This window comes from Saccharothrix sabaoui, from assembly GCF_051756985.1.
Lineage (GTDB): Bacteria > Actinomycetota > Actinomycetes > Mycobacteriales > Pseudonocardiaceae > Actinosynnema.
The window spans coordinates 33,046-52,570 of sequence record NZ_JBPKJK010000023.1; the positions used below are offsets into that span (position 1 = coordinate 33,046).

Below are 19,525 nucleotides of genomic sequence, written 5' to 3' on the forward strand. Positions count from 1 at the left end.
GGCTACTAGTGGGGTGGGTGCGTCAGACCCGGCAGGGGCTGCCGCCCGGCTCGCCCGGCAACGCCTCCAGGTTCACCCGCGCCTCGCCGAGCACCACGTCGGTCAGCGCGGTGTCGAGCGCGAACGCCTGCTGCACCAGGCTCGACGAGGTCGTCGTCGTGCCGTTGAGCCGCAGCGAGCCGATGACCAGCGGGATCGTCAGCGGCGCGCTGCCCACCGCGACCGACACCCCGTTGATCCGCAGGCTCGCGACCTGCGAGGAACCGGTGAACACCGGGTTCAGCCCCGCGTCGCACGTCACCGAGGCGTCCGCCCGGATCACGCCCACCTCGATGGTCACCAGCAGGCTCGTGATCCGGGTGGTCTCCACCCGCGCCGAGGACACCGCGCCGTCACCGGGTGCCGGCGGCAGCGCGAGCAGGTCGTCCGGCGTCTGGTCGGTGCGCGCGCTCAACGCGGTCGCCCGGACGTTCAGGACACCCGCGGGCAGGTTCACGTTCGCCACCGTCACGGCGTCGTCCGCGCACGGCACGTCCGGCGGGTTCGCCCGCGCCACGACCACCCCGGCGAGGTTCAGCGCGGTGGCCTGGCAGGAGAACACGCCGGTCCGCTCGGACGTGGTGATCCGCAGGTCCGACAGCACCGGGCTCGCGCCCGACGGGGACGCGGTCAACGTCGCCCGCACCTCGACGTACCGCCCGACCAGGGCGAACTCCACCCCGTTGGCCACCGGCGCGAACGCCTCGCCCGCCAACCCGGCCTCGGTGTCGGACGCGCGCGCCTCCACCGTGATCGAGGTGCCCGGCGGCACGCTGCCCTGCGCCTCGGTGTTCCAGGTGACCGTGCCCCAGGTCTGGCCAGCGACCCCGCCGTCCTGCACCACCGACCACGTGCCGATCGGCGCGGTGATCTCGCCCAGCACCGAGCCGGTCATGTCGCTGTAGTTGTACGGCCCGGCGCCCGCGCCGAGGTCCACCGTCAGGTCCACCGCGCCCACCGGGAACCCGCCGCCGCCCACCGGACCGGCGTCCGGGTCGATGCGCTGCGCGTTGTTGGAGTTGATGTTGGTGACCCACACCTTGCCGTTGCTGTCCACCGCGACGCCGGTGGGCCCGTTGCCGCCGGGCAGCACGACGTTGCCGACGAACGTGCCGTCGGTGCGCAGGTGCCCGACCGTGTTCGTGCCGTTGTCCAGCGCGTGGGCGACCCACACGTTGCCGTCCACGTCGACCGCGACGCCCTGGGCGCGCGGGTGGCCGTGCGGGAACGAGCCGAGGACGGTGCCCGCCGCGTCCATCTTGACCGTGCGGCCGGTGCTGACACCGGTGTGCCAGATCTCGCCGGTGTTCGGGTCCATGCCCAGGCCGTAGTCGCCGTGCGTGGTGTCCAGGCACGCGCCGGTCCCGGTGCCGGGCTCGTAGCGCAGCAGGTTGGCCCCGAAGCGGGCCGACCACAGGGTGCCCGCCTGGTCCACCAGGCCGCCGTACCCGCCGCAGCCCAGGCTGACCGGCGCGGTCAGCGGGCTGCCGTCCGCGCCGGAGATCAGCTGGTGCTGCGTGTTGGACCCGCCGGTCCACAGGTTGTTGTCGGCGTCCACGGCGACCGTGCGGGTGTTGGTGCCCGCGACCCGGCTGTAGGTGATCAGGCACTCGTCGGCGGCGGTCTGGACCCCGCCGTCGCTGTCGACCCCGCCCGCGTTGGTCCACGGCCTGATGTCGCCCAGGCCCCGCGAGGTGGCGAACAGGCCGTCCTGGTCGCGGTCCTCGCAGGTGTTGTACGAGAACGGGCCGACCAGGTGGTCGCCGGTCGGGTTCGGCGTGCCGTCGCCGTCCACGCGCGTGCCGCCCCGGATGACGCCGACGCGGGTCACCGAGCCCTGGCCGCCGCCCGCCTCGTTCCGGTTGGACAGCCAGGTGTTGCCGAGCTTGTCGACGGTGGTGCGGGAGGGGTTGCGGCCCTGGCCGTCCGGCGCGGACAGCCACTCGCCGAGGATCTCGCCGGTGTCCACGTCGATGCGCACCATGGTGCCGCGCGCGGAGGCGGCGACGTTGACGTAGGGGAAGAACGTGGTGCGCCGGTCGAGCTGGAGCTGGTCGCCGTTCGGCGCGTCGTGGTTGACGTCCTGGAGCACGCCCTGGTCGAAGTCGGCGTCGAGCGTGTAGAGCACGTCCTCGCCGGCGACCGGGGCCGCCGACGCCGTCGCGGGCAGGCCGACCGGGAGCAGCAGCGCCCCGACGGCCGCCACGGCGACTGATCTTCGTGGATGACGCATGGATCTGCCCTTCTGGGAGGGGGGAGAACCGGGCATTCCCGTCACGTGACACCACGGAGTCGAGCCCCCCGCGAAGCGCGTTACCGCGCCCGGGAAAGGTCGGTGGGCTTTCGGCAGAAATGGGGCGCACAGGTCACCCCTTTGCCGGCGGTGGATCGTTCCGGTGGCCCAACGCGCATTCCAGCGGGTGACCGCGCGGGTTCGGCGACGACGACGTCCAGCCCACAGCGCTGGGCCGATCCGGGGATTTCGCCCTGGTCACGACCGTGTGACCGGAAGACGCTCGGTTAACCCGCCGTCCACCGGAACGCTCCGGGGAATTCGTCCGACGGGCTGAATCGAGACCTGGCACAACACCCTGCTTGACAAGACGCGCGCAATTCGCGAATCCTCCGCACGTCCCGGACGCGATCACGCTGACAGGCCCTTTGCCACCTCCAGGGAGGTTCGACCCGTGACCCACACCCGAGTCCTGCGGCTGGTCGGCACCGGCGCCGCGGCGCTGGCGCTCGTCGCGGCCTGCGGCACGCCCCCGCCGAAGGACGGCGCGGCGGACGGCGCGCCCGCGGCCACCGCGCAGTCCGCCGCCGAGTTCGGCGGGCTCGACAAGCTCGTCGAGGCGGCGAAGGCGGAGGGCAGGCTCAACGTCATCGCGCTGCCCCCGGACTGGGCCAACTACGGCGAGATCATCTCCGCGTTCGAGGCGGAGTACGGCATCGAGGTCGACTCCGCGCAGCCCGACGCCTCCAGCCAGGACGAGATCAACGCGGCCGAGCAGCTCAAGGGCGGTGACCGCGCCCCCGACGTGTTCGACCTCGGCCTGAACGTCGCCCTCGCCAACACCGGCGTGTTCGCGCCCTACCGGGTGGAGACCTGGGCGGACATCCCCGACGAGCTCAAGGAGCCCTCGGGCCTGTACTACGGCGACTACGGCGGCTTCATGTCGATCGGCTACGACGCCTCGAAGGTGCCCGCGCCGACCTCGGTGAAGGACCTGCTCAAGCCCGAGTACCAGGGCAAGGTCGCGCTCAACGGCGACCCGACGCAGGCCGGCGCCGCGTTCTCCGGCGTCGTCATGGCCTCGCTCGGCAACGGCGGCTCGGCCGACGACATCGCGCCCGGCGTCGAGTTCTTCAAGCAGCTCAAGGCCGCGGGCAACTTCCTGCCGGTCGACCCGTCGCCCGCGACCATCGAGTCCGGCCAGACGCCGGTCGTCGTCGACTGGGACTACACCAACGCCGCGCAGACCGCGAAGCTCGCGGGCAAGGCCGACTGGCGGGTCGTCGTCCCGCGGGACGCCCAGGTCGGCGCGTACTACAACCAGGCCGTCAACAAGGACGCGCCGCACCCGGCCGCCGCCCGCCTGTGGCAGGAGTTCCTGTACTCCGACGAGGGCCAGAACCTGTTCCTGAAGGGCCTGTCGCGGCCGGTGCGCATGGACGCGATGGAGAAGGCGGGCACCCTCGACGCCGCCGCGGCGGCCAAGCTGCCCGAGACCGGCGGCGAGCAGGTGTTCCTCACCCAGCAGCAGTCGGACGAGGCCAAGCGGGTGCTGTCCTCGACGTGGGCCCAGGCGGTGGGCTGACCGGTGGTCGCACCCGTGACGACCGCGGTCGGGGACGGTCCCGCGCCGTCACCCGGCCGCGGCCCGGCGCGCGGGTCCTGGGCGGCGTGGCTGGTCGTCGTGCCGTTCCTGGCCTACGTGGGCACGTTCCTGCTCTACCCGACCGTCCTCGTGCTGGCGGGGGCGTTCCAGGACGAGCACGGCGCGTTCACCCTGGCCAACCTGGCCGAGCTGACCGGGGGCGCGCACCTGCGGGCGTTCCTGCTCAGCATCGAGCTGTCCGCGCTCACCGCCCTGCTGGGCGCGGTGTTCGGCGCGCTGCTGTCCTGGGCCGTCGCCACCGGCCGCCCCGAAGGGCCGCTGCGCCGCGTCGTGGTCGCCGCGGCGGGCGTGCTGGCCCAGTTCGGCGGCGTGCCGCTGGCGTTCGCGTTCCTCGCCACGGTCGGCTTCCAGGGCTTCGTCACGCGGTTCCTGCGCGACGCGTTCGGCGTGGACCTCTTCGCCACCGGCGCGTGGCTGTTCGAGCTGCCCGGCCTCACCCTGGTCTACACGTTCTTCCAGGTCCCGTTGATGGTCATCGTGTTCCTGCCCGCCCTCGACGGCCTGCGCCCGCAGTGGCGGGAGGCGGTGGACAGCCTCGGCGGCTCGTCGTGGAGCTACTGGCGGCACGTCGGCGGGCCGGTCCTGCTGCCCGCGTTCCTCGGCTCGCTGCTGCTGCTGTTCGCCAACGCGTTCTCCGCCTACGCCACCGCCGCGGCGCTGGTGTCGCAGGGCAGCCCCATCGTGCCGCTCCGGATCAGGGGCGCGCTGACCGGCGAGGTGCTGCTGGGGCAGGAGAACCTGGGCAAGGCGCTCGGCCTCGGCATGGTCGTGGTCGTCGCCGTCGCGATGGGCCTCTACGCCCTGCTCCAGCGGAGGGCCGACCGGTGGCGGTGAGGGGACGGGGTGCCGCGCGGGTCGCGGTCCTGCTGGTGCTCGGCGCGTACTTCCTGCTGCCGCTGGTCGCCATGGCCGAGTTCTCCACGCGCGGCGCGAACGGCACGCGCAGCCTGGAGTCGTGGTCGGGCATCGTCGACGACCCCGACCTGGTCGAGGCGATCCTGGTGTCCGTGCAGCTGGCCGCGACCAGCTCGCTGCTCGTGCTGGCGCTGCTCGTGCCGACCATGGCGTGGATCAGGCTGCGGCTGCCGGCGCTGCGGCGGCCGGTGGAGTTCCTGTGCCTGCTGCCGGTGGCGATCCCGGCGATCGTGCTGGTCGTCGGCATGGCCCCGCTCTACGCGTGGGTGGACTACTTCCTCGGCGACTCGCCGTTGACGCTCACGTTCGCCTACGCGGTGCTGGTCCTGCCCTTCGCCTACCGGGCCATCGACGCGGGGCTGTCCTCGATCGACCTGAAGACGCTCGCCGAGGCGGCCCGCGGCCTCGGCGCGTCCTGGGGCACGGTGCTGCTGCGGGTCGTGGTGCCGAACATCCGCACCGCCCTGATCGGCGCGTCGCTGCTGTCGGTGGCGCTGGTGCTCGGCGAGTTCACCATCGCCTCGCTGCTGAACTTCGACACGGTGCAGGTGCAGGTCAACCTGCTGGGCAAGCGCAACGCGGGCGTGTCCATCGCCGTGTCGCTGCTGAGCCTGCTGTTCGCGTTCGCGCTGCTGTTCCTGCTCTCGTTCGTCGGCAGGAGGCGGGACACCGCCCCGGCGGAGAACCCCCCGGAGGAAGGCTGAGATGGGTCACCTGCGTCTCGACGGGCTGCGCAAGTCGTTCGGCGGCCGGCCGGCGCTCGCCGGCCTCGACCTGGAGCTGGCCGAGGGCGAGCTGGTCAGCCTGCTCGGGCCCAGCGGCTGCGGCAAGACCACCGCGCTGCGGATCGTGGCCGGCTTCGAGACCGCCGACTCCGGCCGCGTCACCGTGGCCGGCAAGGACGTCACGGGCGTGCCCGCCAACAAGCGGGACATGGGCATGGTGTTCCAGGCGTACAGCCTGTTCCCGAACATGACCGCGGCGGAGAACATCGCGTTCGGCCTGAGGCTGCGCAAGGCGCCCGACCGCGGCGCGCGGGTCGGCGAGCTGCTGGAGCTGGTGGGCCTCTCCCACCTGGCCGGGCGCTACCCGCACCAGCTGTCCGGCGGTCAGCAGCAGCGGGTGGCCCTGGCGCGGGCGCTGGCGATCCGGCCGCGCGTGCTGCTGCTCGACGAGCCGCTGTCCGCGCTGGACGCCAAGGTGCGCGTGGCCCTGCGCGACGAGATCCGGCGCATCCAGACCGAGCTGGGCACGACCACGCTGTTCGTCACGCACGACCAGGAGGAGGCGCTGGCCGTCTCCGACCGGGTGGGCGTGATGTCGAACGGCCGGCTGGAGCAGCTGGACACCCCGGCCCGCGTGTACCGGGAGCCCGCGTCGGCGTTCGTGGCGCAGTTCGTCGGCGTCACCAACGCCGTGTTCGGCACGGCCGAGCCCGGCGGGGTGCGGCTGGGGGCGTTCCGGTTGGCGACGGACGCGGCCGACGGGCTGCACGGCGAGGTGAAGGTGATCGTCCGGCCGGAGGACATCACCGTCACCCGGCACCGCGAGGACGGCGCCCCGACGGCGGACGTGCTGGTGGGCGACGTGCTGGCGCAGAGCTTCCTCGGTCCCGTGACGCGCCTGTCGGTGCGCCTCGGCGGCGGCGACCAGGTCGTGCGGGTCGACCAGCCCTCCGGCCGCGCGGGCGACTTCCCGCCCGGCACCGCCGTCGCGCTGGACTTCGACGCGGCGCGGCTGATGGTCGTCGAGGCGTGAGGGCGGTCACGGCCGCCGCAGTTTCGCCAACCGCGCCCGTTCGTCGTCCGACAACTCCGAATCCGTGAGCACCCGCACGCCGTTCCCGCCGATCGGCTGACCGTTCACGGACGTCACCCACCCGGTCGGCACATCGGTGAACAACGTCACCTCCGGTGTTCCGGTGAAATGCCCGAAACCCAATACCGTCGACCGGGCGACGGTGGGTCCGTTCAGCACCACGTAATCCTCGGTGGGCAGTTCCGGATCGGTCGCCCAGGGCACCTCGTCGCCCGGCGCCCAGCCGCCGAGGCCGGCGTAGCGGAGCAGGAAGGTGCGGGCGCGGTGGATGGTCACCACGTAGTTGTGGTCGGCGTCCCCGCCGGTGCACGTGCGGGCGAACGTGAGGCCGCACGAGCCGTTCGCACCGCGCACGACCGGGGAGAACGCCGCCGGGCCGCCCGCCGCGCTGATCGCCCGGGACAGCGCGCACCACGCCGCGGTGGCCGCCCGGTTGGGCAGCCGCGCGCCCGGCCAGGGGTCGCTGATGGTCAGGCCGCCCCAGATGAGCCGCACTGCGGGGGCCGGCCAGGCGGTGTGCCGCTCGCCGCGGTAAAGGGTCATGTCGGGCACCGGAATACTCCTCGCGAGGAATTCGGGAGGGAGATACCAGTGGGTAGCCTACTCGTGGCCGGCCCTTTCGCCGGTGTTGTCACCGCGAAGGAGTACCGCACCGCGAAAATGCGGTCACAAAAGGGGGAAGGGCCCGCCGCGGGTGCGACGGGCCCTTCCCCGGGCCGTGCTCACATCGATGGGGTCACCGACGCGGGAACAGGTCCCGGTAGGAGCCCTGCGACTGCACGTTCAGCTCGTCCACGCGCACGAGCTTGCCGGTGACGGTCCGCGGGTCGCGGATGTCCAGCACGTCGAAGCCCTTGGCCATGTCGGACGAGTAGATGTAGCCGTTGTAGTAGTACGCCGACCACGTGCCGCCGCCGGCGCCGTTGGGCAGCGGGCCGCGCTCGAACCAGCCGATCTCCTTGGGGTTGCCGGAGTCGGTGAAGTCCCAGATCGAGATGCCGCCCTGGTACCAGGACTGGACCATGATGTCCCGACCCTGCACCGGGATCAGCGAGCCGTTGTGGGCCACGCAGTTCTCGGTGTCGGCCTGGGTGCGGGAGATCTTGTAGTAGGAGCGGAACTCCAGCTCCCGACCGTCACCGCGCCCGGTGATGTCGTAGATGCCGTCCGCGCCGCGGGTCTTGCCGATGGTCTCGTTGCACGTCGCCGCGCCGCCGCCGCCGAGCTCGTCGGTGAAGACCACCTTGGTGCCGGCGTTGTTGAAGGTGGCCGAGTGCCAGAACGCGAAGTTCACGTCGTCCTGCACGCGGCTGATCTCGCGGGGCTTCTCGCGGTCGGAGATGTCCCACAGCACGCCGTCACCCATGCAGGCGCCGGCCGCGAGGTCCTTCGACGGGTACACGGTGATGTCGTGGCAGCCGGAGGTGGCCGTCACGTAGCCGGTCGGGACGGTGCCCGGCCGGCCGACGTTGCCGCCGTCCGGGAACAGGACGGTCTCCGAGAGCAGCGACGCCGACGTCGGGTCCTTCAGCGGGACCTTGACGATCGAGATCAGGTCGTGCGGCGGCTGGCAGTCCGGGAAGGCCGCGTTCGGGCTGTACGACGAGACGTACAGGTAGACGTCCTTGCCGCGCTTGTCCGGGACCAGGGTGTGCGTGTGCGAGCCGCACTTGGTCTCGACCGACTTGATGTACTTCGGGTTCTTCTTGTCGCTGATGTCGAAGATCTTGATGCCCTCCCACGCGTCCTTGTTGGTCGCGGGGAGCGGGGTGCTGGCGCACGAGTTGTCGCTGCGCGACGAGTCGGTCGACAGGAAGAGCAGGTCGCCCTTGACCGAGATGTCGTTCTGCGACCCCGGGCACAGCACGGAGCTCACGATCTTCGGCTTGTGCGGGTTCCGCACGTCGTAGATCACGAAGCCGTCGTAGTTGCCGTTGAACGCGTAGCCGCCCTGGAAGGCCAGGTCGGACCAGGTCGACGACGAGGTGAACGGCGCCGGCTTCGGCAGGTTCGCCACGTGCTTGACGTTGCGCGAGTTGCGGATCTCGTCCACGCCGGGAATGCCGGTGGCCGGCTGTTCCTGGCTGGACAGCTGGGTCTCGGACAGGCCGGCCAGATCGGCGTCGTCCGGAGCCGCGATCGCCTGCGGGCCCATGACCACGGCCGACAGGCTCAGCGCGAACGCCCCCAGGACCGCGATCGGCGCTCTGCGCCGACCTCGGGTAGAAACGCGTGCTTCCACTTCAGGTTCCCCTTCCAACCCTACAGTGCAGGGATCGCAGTATCGCCCGTTCGCAAGGCTAAGTACCAGACCCGTTCGTCGGGAAACGATGACTTTCCGGTTACCGGGATCGCCGGGTACGTTGGCGCCGACCTGGTGTATGAGGGGGTTCGGATGCGAGTCGGGTTCGTCGCGGTGCTGCTGGCCGTCCTGGTCGGCTGCACGTCGCAGCCACAGGACGAGGCGCCGATCCTCGCGCCCAAGGGGCCGGGTGAGCAGGCCGAGACCCTCGCGCCCGACGAGGTCGGCACCGACCGCTGGGTCGCGCCCGGTGAGGCCGACCTGGCCTACGTGGCGAAGATGATCGTGCACCACCGCCAGGCGCTGGACATGGCGGCGCTCGCCCCGGGACGCGCGCGGGACGAGACCGTCAAGGGCCTGGCCTCGCGCATCCACGACACCCAGGGCCCCGAGATCGGCGCCATGGAGCAGTGGCGGGACCAGTACGCCGAGAACGCGCCCGCGCACGGCCACGGCGGCTCGCTGCCCGAGGTCGACCACGCGTCGATGCCCGGCATGGCCACCGACGCGCAGCTGGCGGCCCTGGCGGCGGCCACCGGCGCGGACTTCGACCGCCTCTTCCTCCAGCTCATGATCGCCCACCACGAGGGCGCGCTCCAGATGGCCGTCGACCTGCTGTCCACCGGGTCCGACGTGCGGGTCGAGGAGATGGCCAACGACGTGGTCGCCTCGCAGAGCGACGAGATCGCCCGGATGAAGGCGATCACGATTCCGTGAGCACCAGGTCCTCCGAGGGCTGGAAGGTCTCCACGGCGTTGCCCGTCACGTGGCGGGCGACGCCCGCGCCGCGCCGGTGGGCCTCTCTGAACGAGTCGGAGGCGACCCACGCGCGGAAGTCGTCCTCGCTGTCGAACTCGTTGACCGACACGTACGGCTGATCCGGGCGGGTGGGCCGCAGCAGCGTGCTGCGGCGCAGGCCGGGCACCCCGGGCAGGTGGGCGCGCATGTTCTCCCTGAAGCGCGCCTCGAACTCCTCCGCCCGGTCCTCGGGCACGAACAGGCGGTTGGTGGCGACGAACACGTGCACCTCCGGGTTCCCGACGGGGTGTAGGGAACTATTCCAACGGCGCGTCGGGAAAGCAAGGTCTAGGATCGTCGCGTGCCCAGGATCAGCGCCGACACCCTCGCGCAGCACCGCGCGAACCGGCTCCGCGCCCTGCTCGACGCGGGGCGCGACATCGTCGCCGAGGAGGGCGCCGACGCGCTGACCCTCGCGTCCCTGGCACGCCGCGTCGGGCTGTCCCGCCCGAGCCTGTACGAGTACTTCCGGTCCCGCGAGGAGCTGGTCGCCGCGATCGTGTCCGACGAGCTGCCCGACTGGGCTCGCCGGCTCGCCGACGCGGTCCACTCGGCCGAGGGCGTGCCCGCGAAGGTCGAGGCGTACCTGCGCACCGAGCTGGGCATCATCGCCGACGGCAGCCACGGCGCGGTCGTCGCGCTGTCCGCCCACGCCCTGCCCGAGGCCGCCCGCACCCGCATCCGCGCCGAGCACGAGAAGCTGCTCGCGCCGCTGGTCGGCGTGCTGCTGGAGGCCGGCGTGCCCAAGCCCGGCCTGCGCGCGCTGCTCGTCCACGGCGCCGTCGAGGCCGCCGCGCGCACCCTGCGCCCCGGCGACGCCGAGCACAACGAGTCGGTGCTGAGCGCCCTCGTGGCCCAGGTCCTGCACGGGCTGGCGCGCTGATGGCCAACCGGATCGACAGCTGGCTGTGGGCCGTGCGGCTGACCAAGACCAGGCCCGACGCCGCGGCGGCGTGCCGCGCCGGGCACGTGCGGGTCAACGACAAGCCGGCCAAGCCCTCGACCGTCATCGTCCCCGGTGACGAGGTGCGCGCCCGCGTGGGCGACGTGGTGCGGGTCGTCGAGGTCGTCCGGGTGATCCAGAAGCGGGTGGGCGCGGCCGACGCCGCCACGTGCCTCATCGACCGCACCCCGCCGCCGCCCCCGCTGGAGGCCGTCCCCGTCGCCCGCCGCGAGCGCGGCGCCGGCCGTCCCACCAAGCGCGAGCGCCGCGTGCTCGACAAGTTCCGCACCGGGCAGCTCTGAGCGACCCCCGGGTCCCACCCGACCGCGCCTCGGGGACCACCCGGAGGCGGTCCAGGGGGAGTCAACCGATCGGTTGACCGCGGGTGTGGCCGCGCGGGTGATCACTTCCGCCGCGCCGCCGACGAGTCTTGGGGCATGGCGATCATCGAAGTGGTCGACCTCGTGAAGAGGTACGACGGGAAGGTCGCGGTGGACGGGGTCTCGTTCACCGTCGACGAGGGGGAGATCTTCGGCATCCTCGGCCCCAACGGGGCCGGGAAGACCACGACCGTCGAGTGCGTCGAGGGGTTGCGCGCGGCGGACGGCGGCACGATCCGGGTGGACGGGCTCGACCCGCGCCGCGACCGCGTCGCGCTGCGCTCCCGGCTGGGAGCGCAGCTCCAGCAGAGCGAACTGCCCGACCACATCCGCGTCGGCGAGGCCCTGGACCTGTACGCGTCGTTCTACCGCGACCCGGCAGACTGGCGGGAGCTGCTCGACCGGCTCGGCCTGGGCGACCGGGTCAAGACCCCGTACCGCAAGCTGTCCGGCGGCCAGAAGCAGCGCGTGTCCGTCGCGCTGGCCCTCGTCGGCAAGCCCAGGATCGCGGTGCTGGACGAGCTGACGACCGGCCTGGACCCGCAGGCGCGCCGCGACACGTGGGCGCTGGTCGAGCAGGTCCGCGACTCCGGCGTCACGGTCGTGCTGGTCACCCACTTCATGGAGGAGGCCGAGCGGCTGTGCGACCGGCTCGCCCTGATCGACGCCGGGAAGCTGGTCGCCCTCGACAGCCCGGCCGGCCTGGTCTCCCGGTTGGACGGTGAGCAGCGGGTCCGGTTCCGGCCCACCGCGCCGCTCGACCTCGCCCTGCTGGCGGACCTGCCGGAGGTCGCGTCCGTCGAGCGGCACGGGCCGCAGGTCGTCGTGACCGGCAAGGGCAACCTGCTGCACGCCGTCACCGCGCTCCTCGCCCGCAACCACGTGGTCGCCGCCGACCTGCGCATCGAGCAGGCCGGCCTGGACGACGCCTTCATCCACCTCACCGGCCGCGCGCTCTCGGAGTGACCTGACATGTTGAAGATCATCCGCATCGAGTGGAAGCTGTTCCTGCGCGAGCCCGTCATGGTCGCGTTCGGCGTCCTGTTCCCGACCGTCCTGCTCCTGGTGCTCGGCGCGATCCCGGCGCTGCGCACCCCCGACCCCAAGTTCGGCGACCTGCGGTTCATCGACCACTACGTGGGCACGCTCGTGGTGATCGCGTTCGCGTTCCTCGGGTTGAACAAGCTGCCCCAGACCGTCGCCACCTACCGCGAGAAGGGCGTGCTGCGCCGGTTCTCCACCACGCCGGTGCACCCGGCCCGGCTGCTCGTCGCGCAGGTCGTGGTCAACCTGGTCGCGGGCGCGATCTCGGTCGTGCTGCTCCTGGTCGTGTGCCGGCTCGCGTTCGGCATCGACCTGCCCCACCACCCGTTCGGGTTCCTGCTGACCTGCCTGCTCGGCATGCTGTCGCTGTCCGCGCTGGGACTGCTGGTGGCGGCGTGGGCGCCGAACGCGCGTGCCGCCGGCGGCTGGGCGACGGTGGTGTTCATGCTCATCATGTTCTTCGGCGGGGCCTACCTGCCGCGGGTGCTGCTGCCGGACGTCCTCAACACCATCGGCGACCACCTGCCGCCGGGCGTCGGCGCCCTCCAGGAGTCGTGGCTCGGCGCCGCTCCCGACCCGGTGCACCTGGGCGTCCTCGCCGTCGTCACGGTGGTGGCGGGTACCGTCGCGGCGAAATCCTTCCGCTGGGAGTAGGCATGACCGACAGGTTCGACGTCTGGGAGCACCGGCTGAACGTGGCGGGGCACGCCATCCCGTACCTGGTGCTCGTCGTGCCCACCGCGGTCTACCTCCTCATCACCGAGGAACCGTGGCCGGTGAGGTGGGTCAACCTCGGCATCGCGGTCGCCGCGGGGCTGTGGATGCTCTGGTGGGTCACCCTGCACCCCCGGTGGCACGACCGGACCGGCCTGATGGCGGTGTTCTTCGTCGGCGTGCTGGTGGTGTACGGCGTGCTGGGGCTGCGGCACCCCATGTTCGGGTTCTACTCGTTCGCCGGGTACATCTACGCGACCGAGTACCTGCCGGGGCGCTGGAAGTTCGCGGGTGTGGCCGCCACCGCCGTGCTGGCCGCCACCTCGATGCACGGCGGCCTGCCCGCGCCCGAACCGGCGGCGATCGGCCTGTACGCGGCCATGGTGTTCATCGTCGTGGTGGTGGCCTCCACGTTCACCTTCCTCGGGCACTACACCCGCGAGCAGTCCCTGCGCCGCAAGGAGATGGTGACCGAGATGGCCGCGATGATCGAGGAGAACGCGGGCCTGCACGCCCAGCTGCTCATCCAGGCCCGCGAGGCGGGCGTGCTGGACGAGCGCCAGCGGATGGCGCGCGAGATCCACGACACCCTCGCCCAGGGGTTCACCGGCATCATCACCCAGCTCCAGGTCGACGACGACCCGCCCCGGCACGTCGAGACCGCGTTGCGGCTGGCCCGGGAGAACCTGGCCGAGGCGCGCCGCTCCGTGCACGCCCTGCGCCCGCCGGCGCTGGACGGCGCGAACCTGCCGGACGCGCTGTCCGAGGTGGCCGCCGGGTGGACCGACCACACGGGCGTGCCCGCGTCGGTCGCCACCACCGGCGCGGCGCGGGCCCTGCACCCCGAGGTGGAGGTGGCGCTGCTGCGGGCCGCGCAGGAGGCGCTGTCCAACGTGGCCAAGCACGCGGCGGCGTCCCGGGTGGGCCTGACCCTGTCGTACATGGAGGACGTGGTGACGCTGGACGTGCGCGACGACGGCGCGGGGTTCGACCCGTGCGCGGCGACCGGCGGGTTCGGCCTGGTCGCGATGCGCCAGCGGGTGTCGCGCCTGGCGGGCGCCCTGGTCGTGGAGTCCGAGCCGGGCGGCGGCACGGCCGTGTCCGCCTCGGTGCCCGCGATCCCGGCGGAGGTGGCGCGGTGATCCGGGTGGTGATCGTGGACGACCACCCGGTGGTCCGCGACGGCCTGCGCGGCATGCTCTCCTCCGCCGGTGACGTGGAGGTCGTGGGGGAGGCCGCCGACGGGGCCGAGGCGGAGGCCGTGGTGCGGGCCGTGTCGCCCGACGTGGTGCTCATGGACCTGCGGATGCCCGGCGTCGACGGCGTCACCGCCATCGGGAGGCTGCGCGACCTGCCGACCCGCGTCCTCGTCCTGACCACCTACGACACCGACAGCGACGTGCTGCCCGCGATCAAGGCGGGCGCCACCGGCTACCTGCTCAAGGACACGCCGCGCGACGAGCTGTTCCGCGCGGTGCGCTCGGCGGCCAGGGGCGAGGCGGTGCTGTCGCCGTCGGTGGCGACCCGGCTGGTGGGCCAGGTCCGGCACCCCGCGACCGAGCCGCTGAGCGACCGCGAGGTGGAGGTCCTGGGGCTCATCGCCCGCGGCTGCACGAACCGCGAGGCGGCGGCGAAGCTGTTCATCAGCGAGGCGACGGTGAAGACGCACCTGGTGCACGTCTACGCCAAGCTGGGCGTGAAGGACCGCGCCGCGGCCGTCGCCGTGGCCTACGAACGCGGGCTGCTGGGCGCTTAACCCCGCGCCGTCCGGGGGAGTTGTCCACAGTGGCGCGGGCGATCGCCCTGGTCGCCGGCCGCGCTCCGGTGCTTTTCAGTGTGGTGCCGGGGAGTTGTCCACAGGCGGCGGGTGAGGTGGCGCGCCGTCCGGGGGAGTGCGCGCACCCTGGTCCCATGAGCGACGACAGCACCGCCACCCCGTGCCTCCTCCCCACCTCCGCCGACCCGGGCGCGCAACCCCGTCCGGCGCAGGGCCGGGGCGATCCCGCGGCCCGGGGCGGGCAACCCCGCCGACCCGGCGTCCACCGGGCCCGCGCGGGCTCAGTAGTCGACGCGGTCCACCCGCGACAGCCAGGCGGTGAACGGCGCGTCGTCGTGGCCGGTCGAGACCCGGTGCACCGGCAGGCCCCACGTGTCGCGCGGCCGGCCGAACAGCTCGTGGAACTCGCGGTCGTCGAACCCCGCGGCGGCGGCGTCGTGCCGGTCGGCCGCGTAGACGACCCGGTCCACCCGCGCCCACAGCGCCGCCGCGAGGCACAGCGGGCACGGCTCGCACGACGACACGAGCACGCACCCGGCGAGCCGGAAGTCGCCCAGCGCCCGGCAGGCCGCGCGGATCGCCACGACCTCGGCGTGCGCGGTCGGGTCGAGCGAGGAGGTGACCTGGTTGGTGCCGGTGGCCACGACCTCCCCGCCCCGGACGACCACCGCCCCGAACGGCCCGCCGCCCTCGGCGACGTTGCGCGTGGCCAGCTCGACGGACTCGCGCAGCCACGCGTGCTCGGGCAGGGCGGAAGTGGTCACGGGGTGTTCTCCTTCGGGTGGTGGGTCGTCGGGAAGCTCCTCCGGGCGTGCTCGTCCGCGCCGCGTCGGCCGCGGCGAGGACGAGGGCCGTCCGGGTCAGGTGCCGGTGATGTGCTCGGGCCTGACGGGCACGCGGGTCAGCGCGCGCCCCGTCGCGTCGCGGATGGCCGCCACGATGGCGGGCGTCGAGGAGATGGTGGGCGGCTCGCCCACGCCGCGCACGCCGTAGGGCGCGTTCGGGTCGGCCAGCTCCAGCACGTCGATGCTCATGGGCGGCATGTCCAGCACGGTCGGGATCAGGTAGTCGGTGAACGACGGGTTGCGCACCACCCCGCCCTCGACCTGGATCTCCTCCATCACCGCGAGACCCAGCCCCTGCGCCGACCCGCCCTGGATCTGGCCGATCACCGCCTGGGGGTTGAGCGCCCTGCCGACGTCCTGCGCGCAGTCCAGCTCGACGACCTTCACCAGGCCCAGCTCGGTGTCCACGTCGACCACGGCCCGGTGCGCGGCGAACCCGTACTGCACGTGGGCGTTGCCCTGCCCGGTCCGGGGGTCGAGCGGCTCGGTGGCCCGGTGCCGCCACTCGGCGGTCTCGTCGACGACCTCCTCGCCGAGCAGGTCGGCGAGGTCGAGCCCGGCCGGGTCCCGGCCGCCCGCGAGCCGGGTCAGCCGCTCCCGCACCGCCGCGCACGCCGCCTTGACCGCGCCGCCGGTGACGTAGGTCTGCCGGGACGCCGAGGTGGAGCCGCCGTTGCCGATGCTGGTGTCCATCGGCAGGACCGTCACCTGCCGCACGCCCAGCTCGGTGCGCACGATCTGCTGCATGATCGTCACCAGGCCCTGGCCGACCTCCGCCGCGGCGGTGTGCGCCAGCGCGACCGCCTCGCCGTTGACGACCTGCAACCGCACGCGGGCGGTGGAGTAGTCGTCATAGCCCTCGGAGAAGCAGATGTTCTTGATGCCCACCGCGTAGCCGACGCCGCGCACGACGCCCTCGCCGCGGGTGGTGTTGGAGACGCCGCCGGGCATGTCCCGCAGGTCCACCTCGGTGGGCACCGGCGGCATCGGCTTGTCCCTGACCAGCTCCAGCAGCCGCGCGACGGGCGCGGCCGAGTCGACGACCTGGCCGGTCGGCATCACCGAGCCCTCGGCCATGGCGTTGGTGATCCGCACGTCCACCGGGTCCACGCCCAGGGCGGCGGCGAGCTTGTCCATCTGCGACTCGTAGGCGAACGCGGCCTGCACCGCGCCGAACCCGCGCATCGCGCCGCACGGCGGGTTGTTGGTGTAGACGCCCCAGCAGTCGACGGTCGCGTTGGGCACGTCGTAGGGGCCGATGCCGAGGGTGGCCGCGTTCGCCACCACCGCGCCCGTGCTGGAGGCGTACGCGCCCCCGTCGAGGTAGATCCGCGCCTTGACGTAGACGAGCCTGCCCGCGCGGTCCGCGCCGTGCTCGTAGTGCAGCACCGCGGGGTGGCGGTGCACGTGCCCGTAGAACGACTCCTCGCGGTTGTAGACCATCTTCGTGGGCTTGCCGGTGTGCAGCGCGAGCAGGCAGGCGTGCACCTGCATCGACAGGTCCTCGCGCCCGCCGAACGCCCCGCCGACCCCGGAGAGGGTCAGCCGCACCCGGTCGAGCGGCAGGCCCAGCGCCGAGGCCACCTGGGCCTGGTCGACGTGCAGCCACTGGGTGGCGACGTAGAGGTCGACGCCGCCGTCCTCGGCCGGCACGGCCAGCCCGGACTCGGGGCCCAGGAACGCCTGGTCCTGCATGCCGACCTCGTACCGACCGGTGACGACGACCTCGGCGGTGGCGTCCTGGTCGCCGTGCCGGACCGGCACGTGCCGCACGAGGTTCCCGCCGGGGTGCAGCGGGGTGTCGTCGGCCGCGGTCTCCATGTCCACGACCGGGGTGAGCACCTCGTACTCGACCTTGATGCGCTTCATGGCGCGGGTGGCCGTCTCGGGGTGGTCCGCGCCGACCAGGGCGACGGGCTCGCCCTGGTAGCGCACGACGTCCTCGGCGAGCACCGGCTGGTCCTTGTGCTCCAGGCCGTAGCGGTTGAGCCCCGTGACGTCCCGGTGGGTGAGCACGGCGTACACCCCGGGCACCTTCAGCGCCTCGGTGAGGTCGACCGACACGATCCGCGCGTACGGGTGCGGGCTGCGCAGCGTCGCGCCCCAGATCATGTCCTCGTGCCACAGGTCCGAGGCGTAGGCGAACTCGCCGCGCACCTTGAGGTTGCCGTCGGGCCGCTGCGGGCTGGAGCCGATCCCGCCCGTCACCGAGGAGGTCAGTCCAGTGGGGGTCAGGCTCATCGCGTCCCCTTCAGTCGCGTGGCGGCGGCGCGCAGCTCGCGCGCGAGGTCGGTCTCCGAGGCGGTGCGCAGCTCGCCGTCCTCGACGACGGTCCGGCCGCCGACCAGCAGCAGCCGCACCCTCGGCAGGGGGCCGAGGACGAGCGCGGCGACCGGGTCGTCGATGCCGGCGTGGTCGAGGCCGTCGAGCCGCCACACGGCGAGGTCGGCGAGCTTGCCGGGCTCGACCGAGCCGATCTCGGCGTCGCGGCCGAGGCAGCGCGCGCCGCCCATCGTGCCCAGCCACAGCGCCTGGCGGGCGTCGAGCGCCTTGGGGCCGCCGCGCTGGCGGGCCTGGAGCACGGCCTGGTGCAGCTCCTCGACCATGCCGCAGGACTCGTTGGACGCCGCGCCGTCCACGCCGAGGCCGACCGGGGCGCCCGCGTCGAGCAGGTCGCGGACCGGGGCGATGCCCGTGCCGAGCCGGCCGTTGGACGTGGGGCAGTGCGCCGAGCCGGTGCCGGTGGCGCCGAGCCGCCGCACCGCGTCCGGCGACAGGTGCACGGTGTGGGCGAGCCACACGTCCTCGCCGAGCCAGCCGAGCTGTTCGGCGTACTCGGTGGGCGTGCAGCCGTACTCGGCCCGGCACTGCTCCTCCTCGTCGACGGTCTCGGCGAGGTGGGTGTGCAGGCGCACGCCCTTGGCGCGGGCGAGTTCGGCGGCGCCGGTCATCAGCTCCCGGCTCACCGAGAACGGCGAGCACGGGCCGACGGCGACGCGCACGAGGGCGTCGGGCGCCGGGTCGTGGTGGTCGTTGACGGCCTGCTCGGTGGCGATGAGCGCGTCCTCGGTGCCCTCGACGAGGTTGTCCGGCGGCAGGCCGCCCTGCGACCGGCCGCGGTCCATCGAGCCGCGCACGGCGTGCAGGCGGACGCCCACGCGCCGGCCCGCGCCCACCAGGGCCTCGAACTGGTCGCCGCCCTCGCGCGGGAAGACGTAGTGGTGGTCGGCGGCCGTGGTGCAGCCGGTGGTGGCGAGCCTGGCCAGGCCCGCCGAGGCGGCGGCGTGGGTGATCCCCGCGTCCAGCCCGCGCCACACCGGGTAGAGCGCGGTCAGCCACTCGAAGAGCGTGGCGTCCTGGGCGATGCCGCGCGTGGCCCACTGGTAGAGGTGGTGGTGGGTGTTGACCAGACCGGGTGTGACGAGGCAGCCGGTGCCGTCGACCCACGTGTGCGGTCCGGCGGGCCGCGGGGCCTGGCCGGGGCCGACCGCGGTGATGCGGCCGTCCTCGACCACGACGTGGCCGGAGGCGATCTCGGTGCCGGCGGCGTCCACCGTCGCGATGGCCGCGCCGTCGATGATGGTGGGGATCATCGCCTCGACGCCGCCAGGCGCACCGCGTCGAGGATCTTCTCGTAGCCGGTGCAGCGGCACAGGTTGCCGGCGAGGGCCTCGCGGATCTCCGGGTCGCTCGGCCGGGGCACGCGGGCGAGCAGGTCGTGCGCGGCGACCACGAGGCCGGGCGTGCAGAACCCGCACTGCACGGCGCCCGCCTCGACGAACGCCTCCTGCACCGGGTCGAGCCGGTCGCCGTCGGCGAGGCCCTCCACCGTGCGCACCTCGCGGTCGTGGGCCTGCCCCGCGGCGACGAGGCACGAGCAGACCGGCACGTCGTCCAGGTACACCGTGCAGGAGCCGCACTCGCCCTGCTCGCAGGCGTTCTTGGCGCCGGGCAGCCCCAGCCGCTCGCGCAGCAGGAACAGCAGGCTCTCGCCCGCCCACACGTCGTCGGCCGTCCGCCGCTCGCCGTTCACCGTCACGTTCACGCGCAT

The 19,525-nt window shown here is 73.1% G+C and carries 19 protein-coding genes; 11 read left to right on the forward strand and 8 right to left on the reverse strand.

Features of this window, described 5'->3' with window-relative positions:
* Window positions 1–22: 22 nt before the first annotated feature.
* Window positions 23–2,245, reverse strand: coding sequence for a hypothetical protein (locus ACR807_RS09665; protein ID WP_438920889.1), 2,223 nt, complete (start codon window positions 2,243–2,245; stop codon window positions 23–25).
* Window positions 2,246–2,726: 481 nt separating this feature from the next.
* Between ACR807_RS09665 and ACR807_RS09670 the strand changes: the two genes are divergently transcribed.
* The 4 genes from ACR807_RS09670 to ACR807_RS09685 are packed head-to-tail and all read left to right on the forward strand — an operon-like array spanning window position 2,727 to window position 6,611.
* Window positions 2,727–3,857, forward strand: a complete 1,131-nt coding sequence (locus ACR807_RS09670; RefSeq protein WP_438920890.1) for an ABC transporter substrate-binding protein — start codon at window positions 2,727–2,729, stop codon at window positions 3,855–3,857.
* Window positions 3,858–3,872: 15 nt separating this feature from the next.
* On the forward strand, window positions 3,873–4,772 hold the full coding sequence (locus tag ACR807_RS09675; RefSeq protein ID WP_438920891.1) for an ABC transporter permease: 900 nt from the start codon (window positions 3,873–3,875) through the stop codon (window positions 4,770–4,772).
* Window positions 4,763–5,557, forward strand: coding sequence for an ABC transporter permease (locus ACR807_RS09680; protein ID WP_438920892.1), 795 nt, complete (start codon window positions 4,763–4,765; stop codon window positions 5,555–5,557). The genes ACR807_RS09675 and ACR807_RS09680 overlap by 10 nt, the downstream gene beginning before the upstream one ends.
* A gap of 1 nt (window position 5,558) precedes the next feature.
* Window positions 5,559–6,611, forward strand: a complete 1,053-nt coding sequence (locus ACR807_RS09685; protein WP_438920893.1) for an ABC transporter ATP-binding protein — start codon at window positions 5,559–5,561, stop codon at window positions 6,609–6,611.
* 6 nt (window positions 6,612–6,617) lie between these two features.
* Here ACR807_RS09685 and ACR807_RS09690 read toward each other — a convergent pair whose 3' ends face one another.
* Together ACR807_RS09690 and ACR807_RS09695 are read right to left on the reverse strand one after the other, a co-directional pair.
* Window positions 6,618–7,214: a hypothetical protein gene (locus tag ACR807_RS09690; protein ID WP_438920894.1), complete on the reverse strand. Its 597-nt coding sequence runs from the start codon at window positions 7,212–7,214 to the stop codon at window positions 6,618–6,620.
* A 193-nt stretch (window positions 7,215–7,407) separates the two neighbouring features.
* Window positions 7,408–8,826 (reverse strand): LVIVD repeat-containing protein, encoded by a 1,419-nt coding sequence (locus ACR807_RS09695; protein WP_438920928.1) that lies wholly within the window; start codon window positions 8,824–8,826, stop codon window positions 7,408–7,410.
* A gap of 240 nt (window positions 8,827–9,066) precedes the next feature.
* On the opposite strand from ACR807_RS09695, the gene ACR807_RS09700 reads away from it, so the two are divergent.
* Window positions 9,067–9,690, forward strand: a complete 624-nt coding sequence (locus tag ACR807_RS09700; RefSeq protein ID WP_438920895.1) for a DUF305 domain-containing protein — start codon at window positions 9,067–9,069, stop codon at window positions 9,688–9,690.
* Here ACR807_RS09700 and ACR807_RS09705 read toward each other — a convergent pair.
* Window positions 9,677–10,000, reverse strand: a complete 324-nt coding sequence (locus ACR807_RS09705; protein WP_438920896.1) for an antibiotic biosynthesis monooxygenase family protein — start codon at window positions 9,998–10,000, stop codon at window positions 9,677–9,679. The two genes, ACR807_RS09700 and ACR807_RS09705, sit on opposite strands and share 14 nt — an antisense overlap.
* Before the next feature lie 72 nt (window positions 10,001–10,072).
* Here ACR807_RS09705 and ACR807_RS09710 point away from each other — a divergent pair, with 72 nt between their 5' ends.
* From ACR807_RS09710 to ACR807_RS09735, 6 genes are all read left to right on the forward strand, one after another.
* On the forward strand, window positions 10,073–10,654 hold the full coding sequence (locus tag ACR807_RS09710) for a TetR/AcrR family transcriptional regulator (protein ID WP_438920897.1): 582 nt from the start codon (window positions 10,073–10,075) through the stop codon (window positions 10,652–10,654).
* Complete coding sequence (locus ACR807_RS09715; protein WP_438920898.1) at window positions 10,654–11,016, forward strand: RNA-binding S4 domain-containing protein; 363 nt, start codon at window positions 10,654–10,656, stop codon at window positions 11,014–11,016. The genes ACR807_RS09710 and ACR807_RS09715 overlap by 1 nt, the downstream gene beginning before the upstream one ends.
* Window positions 11,017–11,151: 135 nt before the next feature.
* On the forward strand, window positions 11,152–12,060 hold the full coding sequence (locus ACR807_RS09720) for an ABC transporter ATP-binding protein (RefSeq protein ID WP_438920899.1): 909 nt from the start codon (window positions 11,152–11,154) through the stop codon (window positions 12,058–12,060).
* A 6-nt stretch (window positions 12,061–12,066) separates the two neighbouring features.
* Complete coding sequence (locus ACR807_RS09725; RefSeq protein ID WP_438920900.1) at window positions 12,067–12,792, forward strand: ABC transporter permease; 726 nt, start codon at window positions 12,067–12,069, stop codon at window positions 12,790–12,792.
* A gap of 2 nt (window positions 12,793–12,794) precedes the next feature.
* On the forward strand, window positions 12,795–13,994 hold the full coding sequence (locus tag ACR807_RS09730) for a sensor histidine kinase (protein WP_438920901.1): 1,200 nt from the start codon (window positions 12,795–12,797) through the stop codon (window positions 13,992–13,994).
* Window positions 13,991–14,608: a response regulator gene (locus ACR807_RS09735; RefSeq protein ID WP_438920902.1), complete on the forward strand. Its 618-nt coding sequence runs from the start codon at window positions 13,991–13,993 to the stop codon at window positions 14,606–14,608. Before ACR807_RS09730 ends, ACR807_RS09735 begins: the two co-directional genes overlap by 4 nt.
* A 302-nt stretch (window positions 14,609–14,910) precedes the next feature.
* Here ACR807_RS09735 and ACR807_RS09740 read toward each other — a convergent pair whose 3' ends face one another.
* From ACR807_RS09740 to ACR807_RS09755, 4 genes are all read right to left on the reverse strand, one after another.
* Window positions 14,911–15,393 carry a nucleoside deaminase gene (locus tag ACR807_RS09740; protein WP_438920903.1) on the reverse strand — a complete coding sequence of 161 codons (483 nt, stop codon included), beginning with the start codon at window positions 15,391–15,393 and terminating at the stop codon, window positions 14,911–14,913.
* Between the two features lie 96 nt (window positions 15,394–15,489).
* Window positions 15,490–17,715, reverse strand: a complete 2,226-nt coding sequence (locus ACR807_RS09745) for a molybdopterin cofactor-binding domain-containing protein (RefSeq protein WP_438920904.1) — start codon at window positions 17,713–17,715, stop codon at window positions 15,490–15,492.
* Window positions 17,712–19,067: an 8-oxoguanine deaminase gene (locus ACR807_RS09750; protein ID WP_438920905.1), complete on the reverse strand. Its 1,356-nt coding sequence runs from the start codon at window positions 19,065–19,067 to the stop codon at window positions 17,712–17,714. Before ACR807_RS09750 ends, ACR807_RS09745 begins: the two co-directional genes overlap by 4 nt.
* Window positions 19,064–19,525 (reverse strand): (2Fe-2S)-binding protein, encoded by a 462-nt coding sequence (locus tag ACR807_RS09755; protein WP_438920906.1) that lies wholly within the window; start codon window positions 19,523–19,525, stop codon window positions 19,064–19,066. The genes ACR807_RS09750 and ACR807_RS09755 overlap by 4 nt, the downstream gene beginning before the upstream one ends.